Genomic DNA, 16,130 nt, shown 5'->3' on the forward strand with positions numbered 1-16,130 from the left:
ATCTCCAGCCTTATAGAGGGCAAAATGTGGGAGGGGGCTTGCCCCCGATAGCAGTGGGTCAGGACATTACATGTCACTGATAAACCGCCATCGGGGGCAAGCCCCCTCCCACATTTGATTGTATTTCACAGCCAAAAAAAGGGCGAAGCCATGACAGCTTCGCCCTTCTGTGTATCGCTCAGACCTTAATGGTGTTCGCGGGTTGCCCTGAATTTCACATCCGGCCAACGCTCTTCCATCAGCGCCAGGTTGACCCGCGTCGGGGCCAGGTAGGTCAGGTGACCACCGCCATCCACCGCCAGGTTTTCCACGGCCTTGTTGGAGAACTCTTCCAGTTTTTTCTTATCGCTGCACTCGATCCAGCGCGCCGAATACACGGTGATCGGCTCGTAGGAGCATTCCACCTTGTATTCCTCTTTCAAGCGGCTGGCGACCACATCGAACTGCAGCACACCGACGGCACCAAGGATGATGTCGTTGCTGCGCTCGGGGAAGAACACCTGGGTGGCGCCTTCTTCAGCCAATTGCTGCAAGCCCTGGCGCAGTTGCTTGGATTTCAGCGGGTCGCGCAGGCGTACGCGGCGGAACAGTTCCGGTGCGAAGTGCGGGATACCGGTGAAGCCCAGCGCTTCGCCTTCGGTGAAGGTGTCGCCGATCTGGATGGTGCCGTGGTTGTGCAGGCCGATGATGTCGCCGGCGTAGGCTTCTTCGAGCTGTTCACGCTCGGAGGAGAAGAACGTCAGCGCGTCGCCGATGCGTACGTCCTTGCCGGTGCGCACGTGGCGCATCTTCATACCCTTTTCGTAGCGGCCGGAGCAGATACGCATGAAGGCGATACGGTCGCGGTGCTTGGGGTCCATGTTCGCCTGGATCTTGAACACGAAGCCGGTGAATTTCTCTTCGACCGGTTCCACCGTGCGCTCGTTGGCGACCCGGGCCAGAGGCTTGGGTGCCCAATTCACCACGGCGTCGAGCACGTGGTCGACACCGAAGTTGCCAAGGGCAGTGCCGAAGAACACCGGGGTCAACTGACCGTCGAGGAATTCCTGCTGGTTGAACTCATGGCAGGCGCCCTGCACCAGTTCCAGCTGGTCGACAAAACGGTCGTACTCATCGCCCAGGTGGGCGCGGGCTTCGTCGGAGTCGAGCTTTTCGATGATTTTCACATCGGTGCGCTCATGCCCATGGCCGGCGGTGTAGACGATGATGTAGTCATCGGCCAGGTGATACACGCCCTTGAAATCGCGGTAGCAACCAATCGGCCAGGTGATCGGCGCGGCCTTGATCTTCAGCACGGCTTCGATTTCATCCAGCAGCTCGATGGGATCGCGGATATCGCGGTCGAGTTTGTTGATGAAGCTGACAATCGGTGTGTCGCGCAGACGGCAAACGTCCATCAGCGCAATGGTGCGAGGCTCGACGCCCTTACCGCCGTCGAGGACCATCAATGCCGAGTCCACCGCAGTAAGGGTGCGGTAGGTGTCTTCGGAGAAGTCTTCGTGGCCCGGGGTGTCGAGCAGGTTGACCATATGGTCGCGATACGGGAACTGCATGACCGACGTGGTAATGGAAATACCCCGTTGCTTTTCCATTTCCATCCAGTCGGATGTCGCATGGCGGTCGGATTTACGCGATTTCACCGTGCCGGCCACCGCGATTGCCTTGCCCATCAGCAGCAGCTTTTCGGTGATGGTGGTTTTACCGGCATCGGGGTGGGAAATAATGGCGAAAGTGCGGCGTTTCGCGACTTCGGCGGCCTGGTGGGTCATGGGAAATCGCCTGGCAGGTGAGTCAAAAAAGGGCGGCGAGTATAGCGCAAACGCGAGGGTACGGACCACCGTTGAGCCCATTGGGGGTGGCTAAATGCTCCCAAGTGTGGAACCTTTTAAAAGGTAGAGACGTCCACTCCCCTGCTTACGCACTCGGAACAGGGGCTGGAAAATCAGCAAGTTAGCCTGACGAGGCTGCGCTTATGGCTCGAACTCATGCCGCTTTTGACGGCATTGGCGAGCTGCATTTCGCGATCACATTTCGCTGACAGCCAGCAATGGCTTGCCACGCGGGAATGTGTTCGTCGACAGAAGAAAAAAGGAGTCCGCCTGTGGCTATTCGCTATGGCAAAGGGCTTATGGGAGCAGCGGTTGTCGTCGCGCTCCTGGCCCTGCTGGTCCACTGGATCGGCATCAACACGATCGAACTGTACCGCGACGATTTATTGTTTTACCTGCAAGCTCATTTGATTCTCGTCCTGGTCTCCATGCTGGCCGCCCTGATTGTGGGGATACCCGCCGGTATCCTGCTCAGTCGACCGAACATGGTCGGGCGCGCAGAACGCTTCATGCAGATTTTCAACATCGGCAACACCGTCCCTCCCCTGGCCGTACTGGCCATCGCCCTCGGCGTCCTCGGCATCGGCAGCGGCCCGGCCATCTTCGCGTTGTTTCTCGCCTCTCTCCTGCCCATCGTGCGCAACACCTACGAAGGCCTGAAAAATGTGCAGGGCTCACTCAAGGAAGCCGCCACCGGCATCGGCATGACCCCGCGCCAGGTGCTGTTTCGCGTGGAATTGCCCAACGCCGTGCCGATCATCATCGGTGGCGTGCGGGTGGCCCTGGCGATCAACGTCGGCACCGCGCCACTGGCGTTCCTGATCGGTGCCAACAGCCTGGGCAGCCTGATCTTCCCGGGCATCGCCCTGAACAACCAGCCGCAACTGCTGCTCGGCGCCGCCTGCACCGCGCTGCTCGCATTGCTGCTTGATGGCCTGGTGACCATGGCCAGCCGCCTCTGGCTGGAACGCGGGCTGCGCCCGTCTTAACGCCAGGTAAGGAATCGAGATGAAAAAACTAAGCTTGATATTAGGCTGCTTCCTGCTGCTTGCAGGTATTGCGCAAGCCGCTGAAAAACCGGTGATTCGCATCGGCGCCCGGGTGTTCACCGAACAGACCCTGCTGGCCGAAATCACTTCCCAGTACCTGCGCAGCAAGGGCTACGACGCCCGCGTGACCGGCGGCCTGGGCAGCAACCTGGCGAGAAGCGCCCAGGAAAGCGGGCAACTGGATCTGATCTGGGAATACACCGGCGTGTCGCTGGTGGCCTACAACCATATCGACGAGAAGCTCGACAGCGAACAGTCCTACGCGCGGGTAAAGGAACTCGACGCGAAAAAGGGCCTGGTCTGGCTGTCGCCGTCGCGCTTCAGCAACACCTACGCCCTGGCGTTGCCCGAGAAAGTGGCTCAGGAACACCCCGAGATCAACAGCATCAGCGATCTCACCAAAGCCATGGCCGAAGACGCCAAGGATCACCGCCTGGTCGCCCTGGACACCGAGTTCGCCAACCGCTCCGACGGCCTGGCAGGCATGGTCAAGCTGTACGACATGAACCTGACGCGCAAGAACACTCGGCAGATGGACGCAGGCCTGGTCTACACCGCGTTGCGTAATGGCCAAGTGTTTGCCGGCCTGGTCTACACCACCGACGGTCGCCTGAACGCGTTCAAGTTGAAGCTGCTCGAGGACGACAAGCACTACTTCCCGGACTACACCGCCGCCCCGGTGATCCGCCAGGACTACCTCGACAAGCACCCGCAACTGGCCGCCGAGCTCAAGCCTTTGGCCACGCTGTTCGACGACCAAACCATGCGCCAGCTCAATGCGCGAGTCGACGTCGACCATGAAAGCCCGTCCGCCGTTGCCGCCGATTTCCTGCGCCAACATCCAATCAACTAACGAGGAGAAGACATGGAATTTTTGAACGCCTTTTCCCATCTTGATTGGGCCCAGGTCCTGCACCTGACCTGGCAGCACATCACCCTGGTCGGTATCGCTGTGATTCTCGCGATTGTCGTCGGTGTGCCCCTGGGCGTGCTGATGACCCGCTACCCGACCCTCGCGGGCCCCTTGCAAGCCAGCGCCACGGTATTGCTCACGGTGCCCTCCATCGCCCTGTTCGGCCTGCTGCTGCCGTTCTACTCCAAGTTCGGCCAGGGCCTGGGGCCGATGCCGGCGATCACCGCCGTGTTCCTCTACTCCCTGTTGCCGATCATGCGTAACACCTACCTGGCGCTCACCGGTGTCGAGCCGGGCATCCGCGAGGCCGCCAAAGGCATCGGCATGACCTTCGGCCAGCGCCTGCGCATGGTCGAACTGCCGATTGCCGTGCCGGTGATCCTCGCCGGTGTGCGCACCGCCGTGGTGATGAACATCGGCGTGATGACCATCGCCGCCACCATCGGCGCCGGTGGCCTGGGTGTACTTATTCTGGCTTCCATCAGCCGCAGCGACATGTCGATGCTGATTGTCGGCGCCGTGCTGGTCAGTCTCCTGGCCATCTTCGCCGACCTGCTTCTGCAATGGCTGCAACGCTCGCTGACTCCAAAAGGATTGCTCAAATGATCGAACTTCAAAACCTGTCCAAGACTTTTCAAAGCAACGGCAAGACTGTCACCGCCGTCAACGATGTAAGCCTGACCGTCAACGAAGGCGAAATTTGCGTATTCCTCGGCCCGTCGGGCTGCGGCAAGAGTACGACGCTGAAGATGATCAACCGTCTGATCAAGCCTTCTTCGGGCAAGATCCTGATCAACGGCGAAGACACCACCGACCTGGACGAAGTGACCCTGCGTCGCAATATCGGCTATGTGATCCAGCAGATCGGCCTGTTCCCGAACATGACCATCGAAGAAAATATCGTGGTGGTGCCCAAGCTGCTCGGCTGGGACAAGCAGAAATGCCACGACCGCGCCCGCGAACTGATGAGCATGATCAAGCTCGAACCCAAGCAGTACCTGCACCGCTACCCGCGTGAATTGTCGGGTGGCCAGCAGCAGCGCATCGGCGTGATTCGAGCCCTGGCGGCCGATGCGCCGTTGCTGCTGATGGATGAACCGTTCGGCGCGGTCGACCCGATCAACCGCGAGATGATCCAGAACGAGTTCTTCGAAATGCAGCGTGCGCTGAACAAGACCGTGATCATGGTCAGCCACGACATCGACGAGGCCATCAAGCTGGGCGACAAGATTGCGATCTTCCGGGCCGGCAAGCTGCTGCAGATCGACCATCCCGATACGCTGCTGGCGCACCCGGCGGACGAGTTCGTCAGCAACTTCGTCGGCCAGGACAGTACCCTCAAGCGCCTGTTGCTGGTCAAGGCCGAAGACGCGGCGGACAACGCGCCGTCGGTGAGCCCGGAAACCCCGGTGGCCGATGCGCTGGAACTGATGGACGAGCACGACCGCCGCTATGTGGTGGTCACCTGCGCCGAGAACAAGGCGCTGGGCTATGTACGCCGTCGCGACCTGCACCGTCAGACCGGTACCTGCGGCCAATACCTGCGCGAGTTCAACGCCACGGCGGCGTATGACGAGCATTTGCGCATCCTGCTCTCGCGCATGTACGAGTTCAACCGTTCATGGTTGCCGGTGATGGATGCCGAGCGGGTGTTCCTGGGCGAGGTGACCCAGGAGTCGATTGCCGAGTACCTGAGTTCCGGCAAGTCCCGTGGCGGCAAGACCAGTATCGTCTCGCCGGCCGAGACAGCCATGGCCTGACCTGACGCGACACAGGTCAAAATGTGGGAGGGGGCTTGCCCCCGATGAGGGTGGGTCAGTTGATAACTGTTTAACTGACCCACCGCCATCGGGGGCAAGCCCCCTCCCACATTTGCCCCCCAGGGTGTCAGTGAAATACAGTCGATTTGCCCCATCCGGGGAACATCAATCCGTCACACCGGTCGGTTACATAAGTAGCTGCACGGGGTCGCGCGACGAACGCGTGCAAAAACGCGACATTTTTAGTTGATCCCACGCCCATCAAGCCCTAAAGTTCGCGCCGAACGTCCATGCTGGAAACGATCCATCCGGCTCAAGTACTGACGACGAGACAGCAAGGCCAAGGGACGCGTATCCCATGGCCTTTTTGCTTTCGGCGACATGCCTTGGGAAGTAGGCGAACCAAAGTGGGGATACGGAGGACGTTCATTTGCACCCATTGATTAATACAGTTTGCCCTTAGGAGTTCCCAGCATGTCGATCAACGTCGAAGATTATTTCGCGCGCGCCACCTTTGACAAAATGAAGGCGTTCGCCGACAAACAGGAAACCCCGTTCGTGGTGATCGACACCGCGATGATCAGCCAGGCCTACGATGACCTGCGCGCCGGTTTCGAATTCGCCAAGGTGTATTACGCGGTCAAGGCCAACCCGGCCGTCGAGATCATCGACCTGTTGAAAGACAAGGGTTCGAGCTTCGACATCGCCTCGATCTACGAGCTGGACAAGGTCATGGACCGTGGCGTCAGCGCCGACCGTATCAGCTACGGCAACACCATCAAGAAATCCAAGGACATCCGCTACTTCTACGAGAAGGGCGTGCGCCTGTTCTCCACCGACTCCGAAGCCGACCTGCGCAACATCGCCAAGGCTGCGCCGGGTTCGAAAGTGTATGTGCGCATCCTCACCGAAGGCTCGACCACGGCCGACTGGCCTTTGTCGCGCAAGTTCGGCTGCCAGACCGACATGGCCATGGACCTGCTGATCCTCGCCCGTGACCTGGGCCTGGTGCCGTACGGCATCTCGTTCCACGTCGGTTCCCAGCAGCGCGACATCAGCGTGTGGGACGCGGCGATCGCCAAGGTCAAAGTGATCTTCGAACGCCTGAAGGAAGAAGACGGCATCGAATTGAAGTTGATCAACATGGGCGGTGGCTTCCCGGCCAACTACATCACCCGCACCAACAGCCTGGAAACCTACGCTGAAGAAATCATCCGCTTCCTCAAGGAAGACTTCGGTGACGACCTGCCGGAAATCATCCTGGAACCGGGCCGTTCGTTGATCGCCAACGCCGGTATCCTGGTCAGCGAAGTGGTGCTGGTAGCGCGCAAATCGCGTACCGCCGTCGAACGTTGGGTTTACACGGATGTGGGCAAGTTCTCCGGCCTGATCGAAACCATGGACGAAGCCATCAAGTTCCCGATCTGGACCGAGAAGAAAGGCGAGATGGAAGAAGTGGTCATCGCCGGCCCCACCTGCGACAGCGCCGACATCATGTACGAAAACTACAAGTACGGCCTGCCGCTGAACCTGGCGATTGGCGATCGCTTGTACTGGCTGTCGACCGGCGCCTACACCACCAGCTACAGCGCGGTTGAATTCAATGGGTTTCCGCCGTTGAAATCGTTTTACGTGTAAGACGGCTGCAACTAAAAAGCCCATGACGTTTCATGGGCTTTTTTGTGCGTGCTCAGGGGTTTCAGCGGTCCTCGCGAACGTGCCATAACCGTAAAACATAGAGTGTCGACTGTTGAATTTCGTAGCGCATTTCGTAACGGCCAACCAAAAGTCTTCTTACGTCGCGCGGCGAAAACTCTTCAATTCTTTCCCCGATACGCGGATTACTGAGCAATGTGTCCGGCGCCCGGGAGAGTGCCTGCACGGTGCGGGCGGCCGCTTGGCGGTTCACCACAGAGAGGAAGTCGTACAATCGAGCCAAGTCGGATAAGGCTTTACTTGTCCACTTCAGCTCCATCAGCGCGGAACCGGCAGCGGCGAGTCGGTGTCCAGGCTATCAGCCCAGGCCTGCACTGCCTGGTGATCAATCACACGCCCCGCATCGACATCCGCCATCGCTTCAAGCGTCAAGCGACTGCGCTCTTCTTCTTGATCGACCCAATCGACGAGAGCTTGCTTGACCACCCATCCACGTGAGCGATCCATCCGTGCGGCCATCTGGTCGACTTTCTGAGCAAGAGCGGTGGGAATGTGAGCGGTCATTACTTTGGTATCGGCCCCCATGGACACTCTCCTCGGGATATCTCGCGCAAGTGATTAAATATGATTCAAGCTTAATCATAGTGATTTAACGTTGAGCAACAACCTCAATTCACCGCCGTTCATCGACTTTGTTCCAGACTTGCGCAACACCCGCGCCGACATCAGCACGTTCTCCATCGAGCACAACAAGCCCCACGCATCAGATGCGCGGGGCTTTTGCGTGTTTTTCGGCAACTCACGGCATAATGCGCGCCGTGACACCTATATCCAGCTAAGCGAGGCGCTTTGACGTGTTGAAGAAAACCCTGTTTCAGTTGCACTGGTTCTTCGGCATCACGGCCGGGCTGGTGCTGGCCTTGATGGGGATCACCGGGGCTGCGTACTCGTTCCAGGATGAAATCCTGCGCGCGCTCAACCCCACGGTACTGAACGTGCAGAAGCGCGAAGCCGGCGTGCTGCCGCCCGCCGAGCTGGTGCGCAAGCTGGAAGCCGCCGAAGGCAAGCGCGTGGCCATGCTGTGGGTGGAAGACCACAGCGGCAAAGCCGCCCGCGTGTCCTTTACCCCGCCGCCAGGCGAGCAGCGTGGCCCGTTGCGTTACTTCGATCCGTATACCGGCGACTACCTGGGTGACGCCGTCGGCCAGGATGTGTTCGGCTTCATCCTGCAGTTGCACCGCTTCCTCGCCATCGGCGACACCGGCCGCAACATCACTGGCGCCTGCACCCTGATCCTGCTGTTCTTCTGCCTTTCCGGCCTGTACCTGCGCTGGCCGCGCCAGGTCAGGAACTGGCGTGTATGGCTGACCCTGGACTGGCGTAAAAAGGGCCGCAGCTTCAATTGGGATTTGCACTCGGTGTTCGGCACCTGGTGCCTGCTGCTTTATCTGCTGGCAGCGCTGACCGGGCTGTATTGGTCCTACGACTGGTACAGCCGTGGCGTGACCCAACTGCTGTCCGATGCGCCGCAGAACGAGCGCATGCGCAAGCGCGGCCCGCCACCCGCAGGCCCTGCGCCCGCGGCCAACTATGAAGCGATCTGGAGCAGCATCTACAGCAATGCAGGCCCTGGCTTGAGCGCCTACAACATCCGCCTGCCGGCCGTCGCCGGGCAACCGGCCACCGTGTATTACCTGCTCGACAGCTCGCCCCATGACCGCGCGCTGAACCAGATCAACCTCGACCCGGCCACCGGCGAGGTCACGGCCCATGAGCGTTACGCCAGCAAGAGCCTCAAGGCGCAGTTGCTGACCAGTGTTTATGCGCTGCACACCGGCAGTTATTTCGGGCTGGTCGGGCGAATTGTGCTCACCGTGAGCGCGCTGCTCATGCCCTTGTTCTTTATCACCGGCTGGCTGCTGTACCTGGACCGTCGCCGCAAAAAACGCCAGGTGCGTGATGCGCGCAAAGGCCTGGTGGCAAGCCACGACGACGCGCCGGCCTGGTTGATCGGCTTTGCCAGCCAGAGCGGCTTTGCCGAACAGTTGGCCTGGCAGACCGCCGGGCAATTGCAGGCCGCAGGGCTTGGGGTGAAGGTGCAGCCCCTGGGCAGCGTCAGCCGCGATGACCTCAGTCAGGCGCAACAGGCGTTGTTCGTGGTCAGTACATTCGGTGACGGCGAAGCGCCCGACAGCGCCCGTGGCTTCGAGCGCAGCGTGCTCGGCCAGGACCTGTCCCTCAAAGGCTTGAACTACTCGGTGCTGGCCCTGGGCGACCGCCAGTACGCGCACTTTTGCGGCTTTGCGAGGCGCCTGCACTTCTGGCTGACCCATCAGGGCGGCAACCCGCTGTTTGCGCCGGTGGAAGTCGACAGTGGCGACACCGAGGCCTTGCTGACCTGGCAACAACAACTCGGCCAGCTCACCGGTCACGCGCCGGCAGCGGCGTGGCAGACGGCCCGGTTTGAACACTGGACCTTGAGTCAACGCACCCTGCTCAACCCGGACAGCGTCGGCGCCCCCGTGTACCTGCTGGGCCTCACGCCACCCTCGTCCAGCAGTTGGCTGGCCGGTGACCTGGTGGAAATCCTGCCGCGCAATGGCCCACGGGCCGTCGAGCACTTCCTGGAAGGGCTGGGCCTGGCCGGCAGCGACGGCGTATTGATCGAAGGCCTGGCGCAAACGCTGGACCAGGCCCTGGCCACACGCCAACTGCCGGACAACCGCACCCACCTGGTCGGCCTGCATGCCCAGGCACTGGTGGATGCGCTGGTGCCGCTGGGCATGCGCGAATACTCGATCGCCTCGATTGCCAGCGATGGCGTGCTGGAGCTGATCGTGCGCCAGGAGCGTCATCCGGACGGCAGCCTGGGCCTGGGCTCCGGTTGGCTGACTGAACACGCCGCCGTAGGCTCGAGCATCAGCCTGCGCCTGCGCCGCAACAGCGGCTTCCATCTGCCCGACGCGCCCGTGCCGCTGATCCTGCTGGGCAACGGCACCGGCCTGGCCGGCCTGCGCAGCCTGCTCAAGGCGCGCATTGCCGAGGGCCGGCAGCGTAACTGGCTGCTGTTCGGCGAACGCCATATCGCCCACGACTACCTGTGCCGGGAAGAACTGCAAGGCTGGCTGGCCAGTGGCGACCTCGCCCTGCTGGACCTGGCGTTCTCGCGGGACCAGGCGGAGAAAATCTACGTGCAGGATCGCCTGCGCGAGTCCGCCGACGTGCTGCGCAAATGGCTGGCCGACGGTGCGGTGATTTATGTATGCGGCAGTTTGCAGGGCATGGCCACGGGTGTGGACCAGGCGTTGGTGGACATCCTCGGCAGTGAAGCGGTGGAGCGCCTGATCGAACAAGGCCGCTACCGCCGGGATGTGTACTGATCAATGTGGGAGGGGCTTAAGGCTTTTTGTAGGAGCGAGCTTGCTCGCGAAAAACTCACAGGCATCGCGTTCATTCAGAAAACACGCGTTATCGTTGACGTTTTTCGCGAGCAAGCTCGCTCCTACAGTTTTCAGGCGGGTTGCAGCTTCTGTTCGAACACTGAAAGCCCATCCAAGTCGCGCAAAATAACGGTCAACTCCGCCGTCTGCCCATCAATCTGCACCTCGCCGAAAAACTGAAACCCGGCAAACGGCGAGGTGTTCTGCGCCGGCGGTGCCTTCTCGAACACCACCTCGGGCCCGAAGGTCTTGTCCAACGGATTGGGCCCGAAGCTCCCCGCATTCAACGGCCCCGCGACGAACTCCCAGAACGGTTCGAAATCCTGGAACGCCGCCCGGTCCGGGTGATAGTGATGCGCCGCGCAATAGTGCACGTCAGCGGTCAGCCATACATGGTTACGTACCTTGTGCGCGCGCAGGAACCCCAGCAACTCGGCAATTTCCAGCTCACGCCCCTGGGCCGGGCCGGGATCACCGTTGGCAATCGCTTCCCAGCGCGGCACGCCGGGGCTGACTTCACCGTCGGGCACGCCCAGCCCGATAGGCATGTCGGCTGCGACCACTTTCCACTGCGCCTGGGACGCCTTGAGTTCGCGCTTGAGCCAGTCCAGTTGCTCGCGGCCGAGGAAGGGCTTTTCGCCGCCCAGGTTGTCGTCGTTCGGTCCGCGATAACTGCGCATGTCCAACACGAACACATCCAGCAGCGGACCGTAACTGAGCTTGCGATAAATCCGCCCGCCCGCGTCGGCGCTTTGCCGGCGCATGGGTGAATATTCCAGCCAGGCCTGGCGCGCACGGCCGACCAGGGTGTTGATGTCGCGAGTCTGGTAGCGCTCATCCAGCTGTTTACTCGACGACCAGTTGTTGATCACCTCGTGATCGTCCCACTGCCAGATCTGCGGCACCTCGGCATTGAAGCGCCGCACGTTTTCATCCAGCAGGTTGTAGCGGTAATTGCCGCGATATTCATCCAGGGTTTCGGCGACTTTGCTCTTGGCTTCGGTGGTGATGTTGCGCCAGATGCGTCCACCTTCGGTGGCCAGTTGCGCCGGCACCGGGCCGTCGGCGTAGATGGTGTCGCCGCTGTGGATAAAGAAGTCCGGCAGACGCAGGCGCATGGCTTCATAGATGCGCATGCCGCCGATGTCCGGGTTGATGCCGAAGCCTTGCCCGACGGTGTCGCCACTCCACACAAAACGGATATCGCGACGCTGTTGCGGCACGCTGCGCAGGTGGCCGAACCACGGCTCGCTGGCGGTGCCGGTCTGGGCGTCTTCGAAATGCACGCGGTAGAAAATCGCCTGGTCGGCAGGCAACCCGGTGAGTTCGACGCGGGCGGTAAAATCGCTGCGGTTGTCGGCCAGGGGCGAGACGAATCGGCGTGGGTTGCTGAACACACTGCGGGTGTCCCACTCCACCACCATCCGTGCCGGGCGGTCGCTGCGGCTCCAGATCATCGCGCGGTCACCGAGCACATCGCCTGATTGCACACCATCGGTGAGCAGCGGGCGGTCCTTGACCGACGCAATCACCGCCGGCGCCAGGCCCGGCAACAACAGGCCCGCGCCAACAGCTTGCATCACGCGGCGACGGCCGAGATCGAAGTGGCTCATGCGTGTGCCCTCTTGAGTATCAAAAGGGCCACTTAAGCATGGCCGGATGAAGCAGATATGACACCGCCCTTACAGACACTGAAGATCAAATGTGGGAGGGGGCTTGCCCCCGATGGCAGTGTGTCAGCTGCAAATAAGCTGGCTGACACACCGCTATCGGGGGCAAGCCCCCTCCCACATTTTTTTACCGCGTCAGGCAGTGACGGCCAGCTCCGCCGCTTCCGGCCGCTTGATCAGCGCATACACCACACCGGTCAGCACACTGCCGGCCACGATCGCCAGCAGATACAGCAGCGCATGATTCATCGCATTCGGAATCACCAACACGAACAACCCACCGTGGGGCGCGGCCAGTTTGCAGCCGAAGTACATCGACAGCGCGCCGGTCAATGCGCCACCGGCGATGCTGGCCGGGATCACGCGCAATGGGTCCTTGGCGGCAAACGGAATCGCGCCTTCGGAGATAAAGCACAGGCCGAGAATCATCGCGGCCTTGCCGGCTTCGCGTTCAGTCTGGGCGAACTTGCGCCGGGCCAGGAACGTCGCGATGCCCATGCCAATCGGCGGCACCATGCCGGCGGCCATGGTCGCGGCCATCGGCGCCCCGCTCGACGCCGCCAGCAGGCCGACGGAAAACGCGTACGCCGCCTTGTTGATCGGCCCGCCCAGGTCGACACACATCATGCCGCCCAACAGGATGCCCAACAGCACCGCGTTGGTGGTGCCCATGGTGCTGAGAAAATCCGTCAGCCCGGTCAGCAAGCGCGCCACCGGTGGGCCAACCAGATAGATCATGGCCAGGCCAGTGAACAAACTGGCGAGCAACGGGATGATCAGGATCGGCTTGAGCGCCTCCAGGCTTTGCGGCAAGCGCACCGCCCGGGAGATCAGCTTGACGCTGTAGCCGGCCAGGAAACCGGCGAAGATCCCGCCAATGAACCCGGCGCCCAGCGTGCCCGCCAGCAGGCCGCCGATCATGCCCGGCGCCAGGCCGGGGCGATCGGCAATCGAGTAGGCGATGTAGCCGGCGAGCAACGGCACCATCAGCATGAACGCCTGGTCGCCGACGGTTTTCAGCGCCGCCGCCAGGGTGCCTTTTTCTTCAAAGGCATGGATGCCGAACACAAAGGACAAGGCGATCAACAAACCGCCCGCCACCACCATCGGCAACATGAACGACACCCCGGTGAGCAGGTGTTTGTACACGCCGGTTTTTTCCGACTTGGCCACTGCGCCGCTGCCGGCGCTTTCCACCGCGCCTTCGGCCAGCGCCTTGTTGAGCGTGGCTTCCGATTGCTTGAGGGCAATACCGGTGCCGCAGCGGTAGATCTTCTTGCCGGCGAAGCGCTCGGTGGCGACTTCGATATCCGCCGCCAGCAGCACCACGTCGGCGTCGGCGATGGCCTGCGGACTCAACGGCGTGCGCGCACCGACCGAGCCCTGGGTCTCGACCTGCAAGTCATAGCCCAGGCGCTTGGCCGTCTGCTGCAAGGCCTCGGCGGCCATGAACGTATGGGCAACGCCGGTCGGGCAAGCGGTAATCGCGACAATGCGCGGGGCATTCCCGGCCGGTGCCTCGGTCGCCACGTACACCTGCGCCTCCTCGGCGCCCCGACGCAATACCGCGTCGACATCCGCCAGCGCCTGGGCCGGCGTGCTCTGGAACACGCGCTTGCCGACAAAACGCTGCATATCCAGCGGCGTGCTGCTGACCAGCAACACCCACTCGGCGTCATCGAGGGTCGCCTGGGACAGCTGGCTGTCCGGGCGCTGCACGTCCACCACTTCGACACTGGTGCTCCAGCCCTGGCGCTGTGCGGCGGCGTCCAGCAAGCGGGCGCACAGCACACTGGTGACCATGCCGTTCGGGCAGGCGGTAACAATGGCTAACTTCATCACAAACCCTCTTATTGTTCTGTCAGCGTGCGCACATCGACGCCGCTTTCGAGACGCGCCAACTGCGCGTCATCGCTGATGCCGAAACCGATCTGCGTCACCGCCATCGCGGCAATCGCCGTGGCGCGGCGCAGGGTCTGCTCGGGCGCTTCGTCGCGCAGCAGGCCGTGGAGCATGCCCGCCAGCAGCGAATCGCCGGCGCCTACGGTGCTGGCCACCGTCACCTTGGGCGGCGTGGCCTGCAGGGTCGCCCCCGAGCTGTACCAGCTCACGCCGGCAGCACCGTCCGAGACCACCACATGTTCCACGCCCTGTTGATGCAACTGGCGGATGGCATCGGTGGCGTTATCCAGCGCCTGGGCAAGCTCTTCAGTATTGGGCTTGACCATCCAGGGGCCCGCCTTCAACCCGGCGCGCAAGGCTTCGCCGCTGGTGTCCAGGGCCACTTTCAAACCGAGGTTTTTCAATTGCTCGATCAGTGCCTGAAACCATTGCGGGCTGACGCCACGCGGCAAGCTGCCGGCGACCACCACCGCGTCGAAGTCAGGGCCGATCAGCGCAAGTCGCTTGAGCAGTTCGGCTTGCGCCTGCTCGCTCACCAGCGGCCCCGGTGCGTTGATGTCGGTGACCCGGCCATCCTGTTCGGCAATCTTGATATTGCTGCGGGTTTCCCCCGGCACGCGAACGAACGCGTCGCCAAACCCACGGTGGGCGATCAGTGCTTCGAACGCCTGCGGGTTGTCCTCACCGAGAAAGCCGCCCACGGTCACCGCGTGGCCGAGGTCCGCCAGCACCTGCGCCACGTTCACGCCCTTGCCGGCGGCATGGGTGATGAGCGTTTCGCTGCGGTTGACTGCACCGGGTTCCAGGCGCGCCAGGCGTACCGTGAGGTCCAACGCCGGATTCAGCGTCAGGGTCAAAATCCTTGCCATTTACACGGCCTCCACTAGAGCACGTACTTCGGCGGGCGAGCCCACCGCGAGTGCCTGTTGCGCCAGGCCCTGGGCCTGGCTCAGGCTGAATTCACGCACCCGCGCCTTCACTTCGGGGATGCTGCGGGCCGACACGCTCAACTCGTCCACACCCAGGCCAATCAGCACCGGCACCGCCAGCGGGTCCGCCGCCAGCTCACCGCACACGCCGACCCATTTGCCATGGGCATGGGCGGCACGCACGGTGATGTCGATCAGTTGCAGCACGGCCGGGTGCAGGCCATCGGCCTGGGCCGACAGTGTCGGGTGCCCACGGTCGATGGCCAGGGTGTATTGGGTCAGGTCGTTGGTGCCGACGCTGAAAAAGTCGACTTCCCGGGCGAGCACCGGCGCCAGCAGCGCGGCCGACGGCACTTCGATCATGATCCCCAGTTGCAGGTCGGCCACCGGGATTTCCAGGCGCAGACGCTCGGTCATGTCCCGAGCCGCGCGCCATTCATCCACGCTGCCGACCATGGGGAACATGATGCGCAACGGCCGGTTGTCCGCCGAACGCAACAGCGCGCGCAGTTGCGCTTCCATGATCTGCGGGCGTTGCAGGGTCAGACGAATGCCGCGCACACCGAGGAAGGGGTTTTCTTCCTCGGCAATCGGCCAGTACGGCAGCGGTTTATCGCCGCCCACATCGAGGGTGCGTACCACCAGCGGGCGCCCGTCGAGACCGTCGAGTACGCGGCGGTATTCGGCTTCCTGGGTGGCTTCGTCCGGCGCTTGCGGGTGGGCCATGAAAATCAGCTCGGTGCGTAACAGGCCGATGCCCTCGGCGCCCTGCTCCACCGCCGCGGCCACTCCGGCGCTTTCGCCGATATTGGCGAACACTTCCACCGCGTGGCCGTCGCGGGTCAGCGCCGGTTCATGGCGTTGCGCAGAGGCGGCTTGCAGGCGTTGCTCGCGAGTGTCGCGCTCGACGGTCGCGCGTTGCAGGGTGGCCGCATCGGGGTCGACGTGCAGGCGGCCGCGCTGGCCGTCGAGCAACAAGGGT

At 62.2% G+C, this 16,130-nt stretch carries 14 protein-coding genes; 7 read left to right on the plus strand and 7 right to left on the minus strand.

The annotated features are described in order from the left end of the window. Window positions 1–185: 185 nt before the first annotated feature. Window positions 186–1,769, minus strand: coding sequence for a peptide chain release factor 3 (locus BFP93_RS14495; protein WP_065883636.1), 1,584 nt, complete (start codon window positions 1,767–1,769; stop codon window positions 186–188). Between the two features lie 296 nt (window positions 1,770–2,065). Between BFP93_RS14495 and BFP93_RS14500 the strand changes: the two genes are divergently transcribed. The 5 genes from BFP93_RS14500 (at window position 2,066) to BFP93_RS14520 (ending at window position 7,189) form a co-directional block, all read left to right on the plus strand. Further along, window positions 2,066–2,818, plus strand: coding sequence for an ABC transporter permease (locus BFP93_RS14500; protein ID WP_370671691.1), 753 nt, complete (start codon window positions 2,066–2,068; stop codon window positions 2,816–2,818). A 19-nt stretch (window positions 2,819–2,837) separates the two neighbouring features. Continuing rightward, window positions 2,838–3,731: a glycine betaine ABC transporter substrate-binding protein gene (locus tag BFP93_RS14505; RefSeq protein ID WP_065893644.1), complete on the plus strand. Its 894-nt coding sequence runs from the start codon at window positions 2,838–2,840 to the stop codon at window positions 3,729–3,731. Window positions 3,732–3,743: 12 nt separating this feature from the next. Further along, the gene (locus tag BFP93_RS14510) at window positions 3,744–4,397 is read left to right on the plus strand and encodes an ABC transporter permease (RefSeq protein ID WP_057726112.1); all 654 of its coding nucleotides are present in this window, start codon (window positions 3,744–3,746) and stop codon (window positions 4,395–4,397) included. After that, complete coding sequence (locus BFP93_RS14515) at window positions 4,394–5,551, plus strand: osmoprotectant ABC transporter ATP-binding protein OsmV (protein ID WP_065893645.1); 1,158 nt, start codon at window positions 4,394–4,396, stop codon at window positions 5,549–5,551. The genes BFP93_RS14510 and BFP93_RS14515 overlap by 4 nt, the downstream gene beginning before the upstream one ends. A 474-nt stretch (window positions 5,552–6,025) precedes the next feature. Beyond that, window positions 6,026–7,189: a type III PLP-dependent enzyme gene (locus tag BFP93_RS14520; RefSeq protein ID WP_003188470.1), complete on the plus strand. Its 1,164-nt coding sequence runs from the start codon at window positions 6,026–6,028 to the stop codon at window positions 7,187–7,189. A gap of 61 nt (window positions 7,190–7,250) precedes the next feature. Here BFP93_RS14520 and BFP93_RS14525 read toward each other — a convergent pair whose 3' ends face one another. Further along, the gene (locus tag BFP93_RS14525; protein WP_065883631.1) at window positions 7,251–7,526 is read right to left on the minus strand and encodes a type II toxin-antitoxin system RelE/ParE family toxin; all 276 of its coding nucleotides are present in this window, start codon (window positions 7,524–7,526) and stop codon (window positions 7,251–7,253) included. Then, window positions 7,526–7,792 (minus strand): CopG family ribbon-helix-helix protein, encoded by a 267-nt coding sequence (locus tag BFP93_RS14530; RefSeq protein WP_065893646.1) that lies wholly within the window; start codon window positions 7,790–7,792, stop codon window positions 7,526–7,528. Before BFP93_RS14530 ends, BFP93_RS14525 begins: the two co-directional genes overlap by 1 nt. Window positions 7,793–7,862: 70 nt before the next feature. Between BFP93_RS14530 and BFP93_RS14535 the strand changes: the two genes are divergently transcribed. Both BFP93_RS14535 and BFP93_RS14540 read left to right on the plus strand, forming a co-directional pair. Then, window positions 7,863–8,060, plus strand: a complete 198-nt coding sequence (locus tag BFP93_RS14535; protein ID WP_065893647.1) for a hypothetical protein — start codon at window positions 7,863–7,865, stop codon at window positions 8,058–8,060. 1 nt (window position 8,061) lies between these two features. Beyond that, window positions 8,062–10,587 (plus strand): PepSY domain-containing protein, encoded by a 2,526-nt coding sequence (locus tag BFP93_RS14540; RefSeq protein ID WP_065893648.1) that lies wholly within the window; start codon window positions 8,062–8,064, stop codon window positions 10,585–10,587. A gap of 131 nt (window positions 10,588–10,718) precedes the next feature. Here the strand turns inward: BFP93_RS14540 and BFP93_RS14545 are convergent, their stop codons facing one another. The 4 genes from BFP93_RS14545 to ptsP all read right to left on the minus strand — a co-directional run. Beyond that, the gene (locus BFP93_RS14545; protein WP_065893649.1) at window positions 10,719–12,260 is read right to left on the minus strand and encodes an alkaline phosphatase D family protein; all 1,542 of its coding nucleotides are present in this window, start codon (window positions 12,258–12,260) and stop codon (window positions 10,719–10,721) included. Between the two features lie 192 nt (window positions 12,261–12,452). After that, window positions 12,453–14,156, minus strand: coding sequence for a PTS fructose-like transporter subunit IIB (locus BFP93_RS14550; protein WP_065893650.1), 1,704 nt, complete (start codon window positions 14,154–14,156; stop codon window positions 12,453–12,455). Between the two features lie 11 nt (window positions 14,157–14,167). Further along, window positions 14,168–15,088, minus strand: coding sequence for a 1-phosphofructokinase (gene pfkB, locus BFP93_RS14555; RefSeq protein ID WP_065893651.1), 921 nt, complete (start codon window positions 15,086–15,088; stop codon window positions 14,168–14,170). Continuing rightward, the coding region (ptsP, locus tag BFP93_RS14560) for a phosphoenolpyruvate--protein phosphotransferase (protein WP_065893652.1) at window positions 15,089–16,130 on the minus strand (1,042 nt) is incomplete at its 5' end.

Source organism: Pseudomonas sp. 44 R 15, from assembly GCF_900004965.1.
Classification (GTDB): Bacteria; Pseudomonadota; Gammaproteobacteria; order Pseudomonadales; family Pseudomonadaceae; genus Aquipseudomonas; species Aquipseudomonas orientalis_A.

Excerpts from the sequence above, each read along its gene's own strand:
- BFP93_RS14495 (WP_065883636.1), bottom strand. The coding sequence starts at position 1,769 with ATGACCCACCAGGCCGCCGAAGTCGCGAAACGCCGCACTTTCGCCATT.
- BFP93_RS14500 (WP_370671691.1), top strand. The coding sequence starts at position 2,066 with ATGTGTTCGTCGACAGAAGAAAAAAGGAGTCCGCCTGTGGCTATTCGC.
- BFP93_RS14505 (WP_065893644.1), top strand. The coding sequence starts at position 2,838 with ATGAAAAAACTAAGCTTGATATTAGGCTGCTTCCTGCTGCTTGCAGGT.
- BFP93_RS14510 (WP_057726112.1), top strand. The coding sequence starts at position 3,744 with ATGGAATTTTTGAACGCCTTTTCCCATCTTGATTGGGCCCAGGTCCTG.
- BFP93_RS14515 (WP_065893645.1), top strand. The coding sequence starts at position 4,394 with ATGATCGAACTTCAAAACCTGTCCAAGACTTTTCAAAGCAACGGCAAG.
- BFP93_RS14520 (WP_003188470.1), top strand. The coding sequence starts at position 6,026 with ATGTCGATCAACGTCGAAGATTATTTCGCGCGCGCCACCTTTGACAAA.
- BFP93_RS14525 (WP_065883631.1), bottom strand. The coding sequence starts at position 7,526 with ATGGAGCTGAAGTGGACAAGTAAAGCCTTATCCGACTTGGCTCGATTG.
- BFP93_RS14530 (WP_065893646.1), bottom strand. The coding sequence starts at position 7,792 with ATGGGGGCCGATACCAAAGTAATGACCGCTCACATTCCCACCGCTCTT.
- BFP93_RS14545 (WP_065893649.1), bottom strand. The coding sequence starts at position 12,260 with ATGAGCCACTTCGATCTCGGCCGTCGCCGCGTGATGCAAGCTGTTGGC.
- BFP93_RS14550 (WP_065893650.1), bottom strand. The coding sequence starts at position 14,156 with ATGAAGTTAGCCATTGTTACCGCCTGCCCGAACGGCATGGTCACCAGT.
- pfkB (WP_065893651.1), bottom strand. The coding sequence starts at position 15,088 with ATGGCAAGGATTTTGACCCTGACGCTGAATCCGGCGTTGGACCTCACG.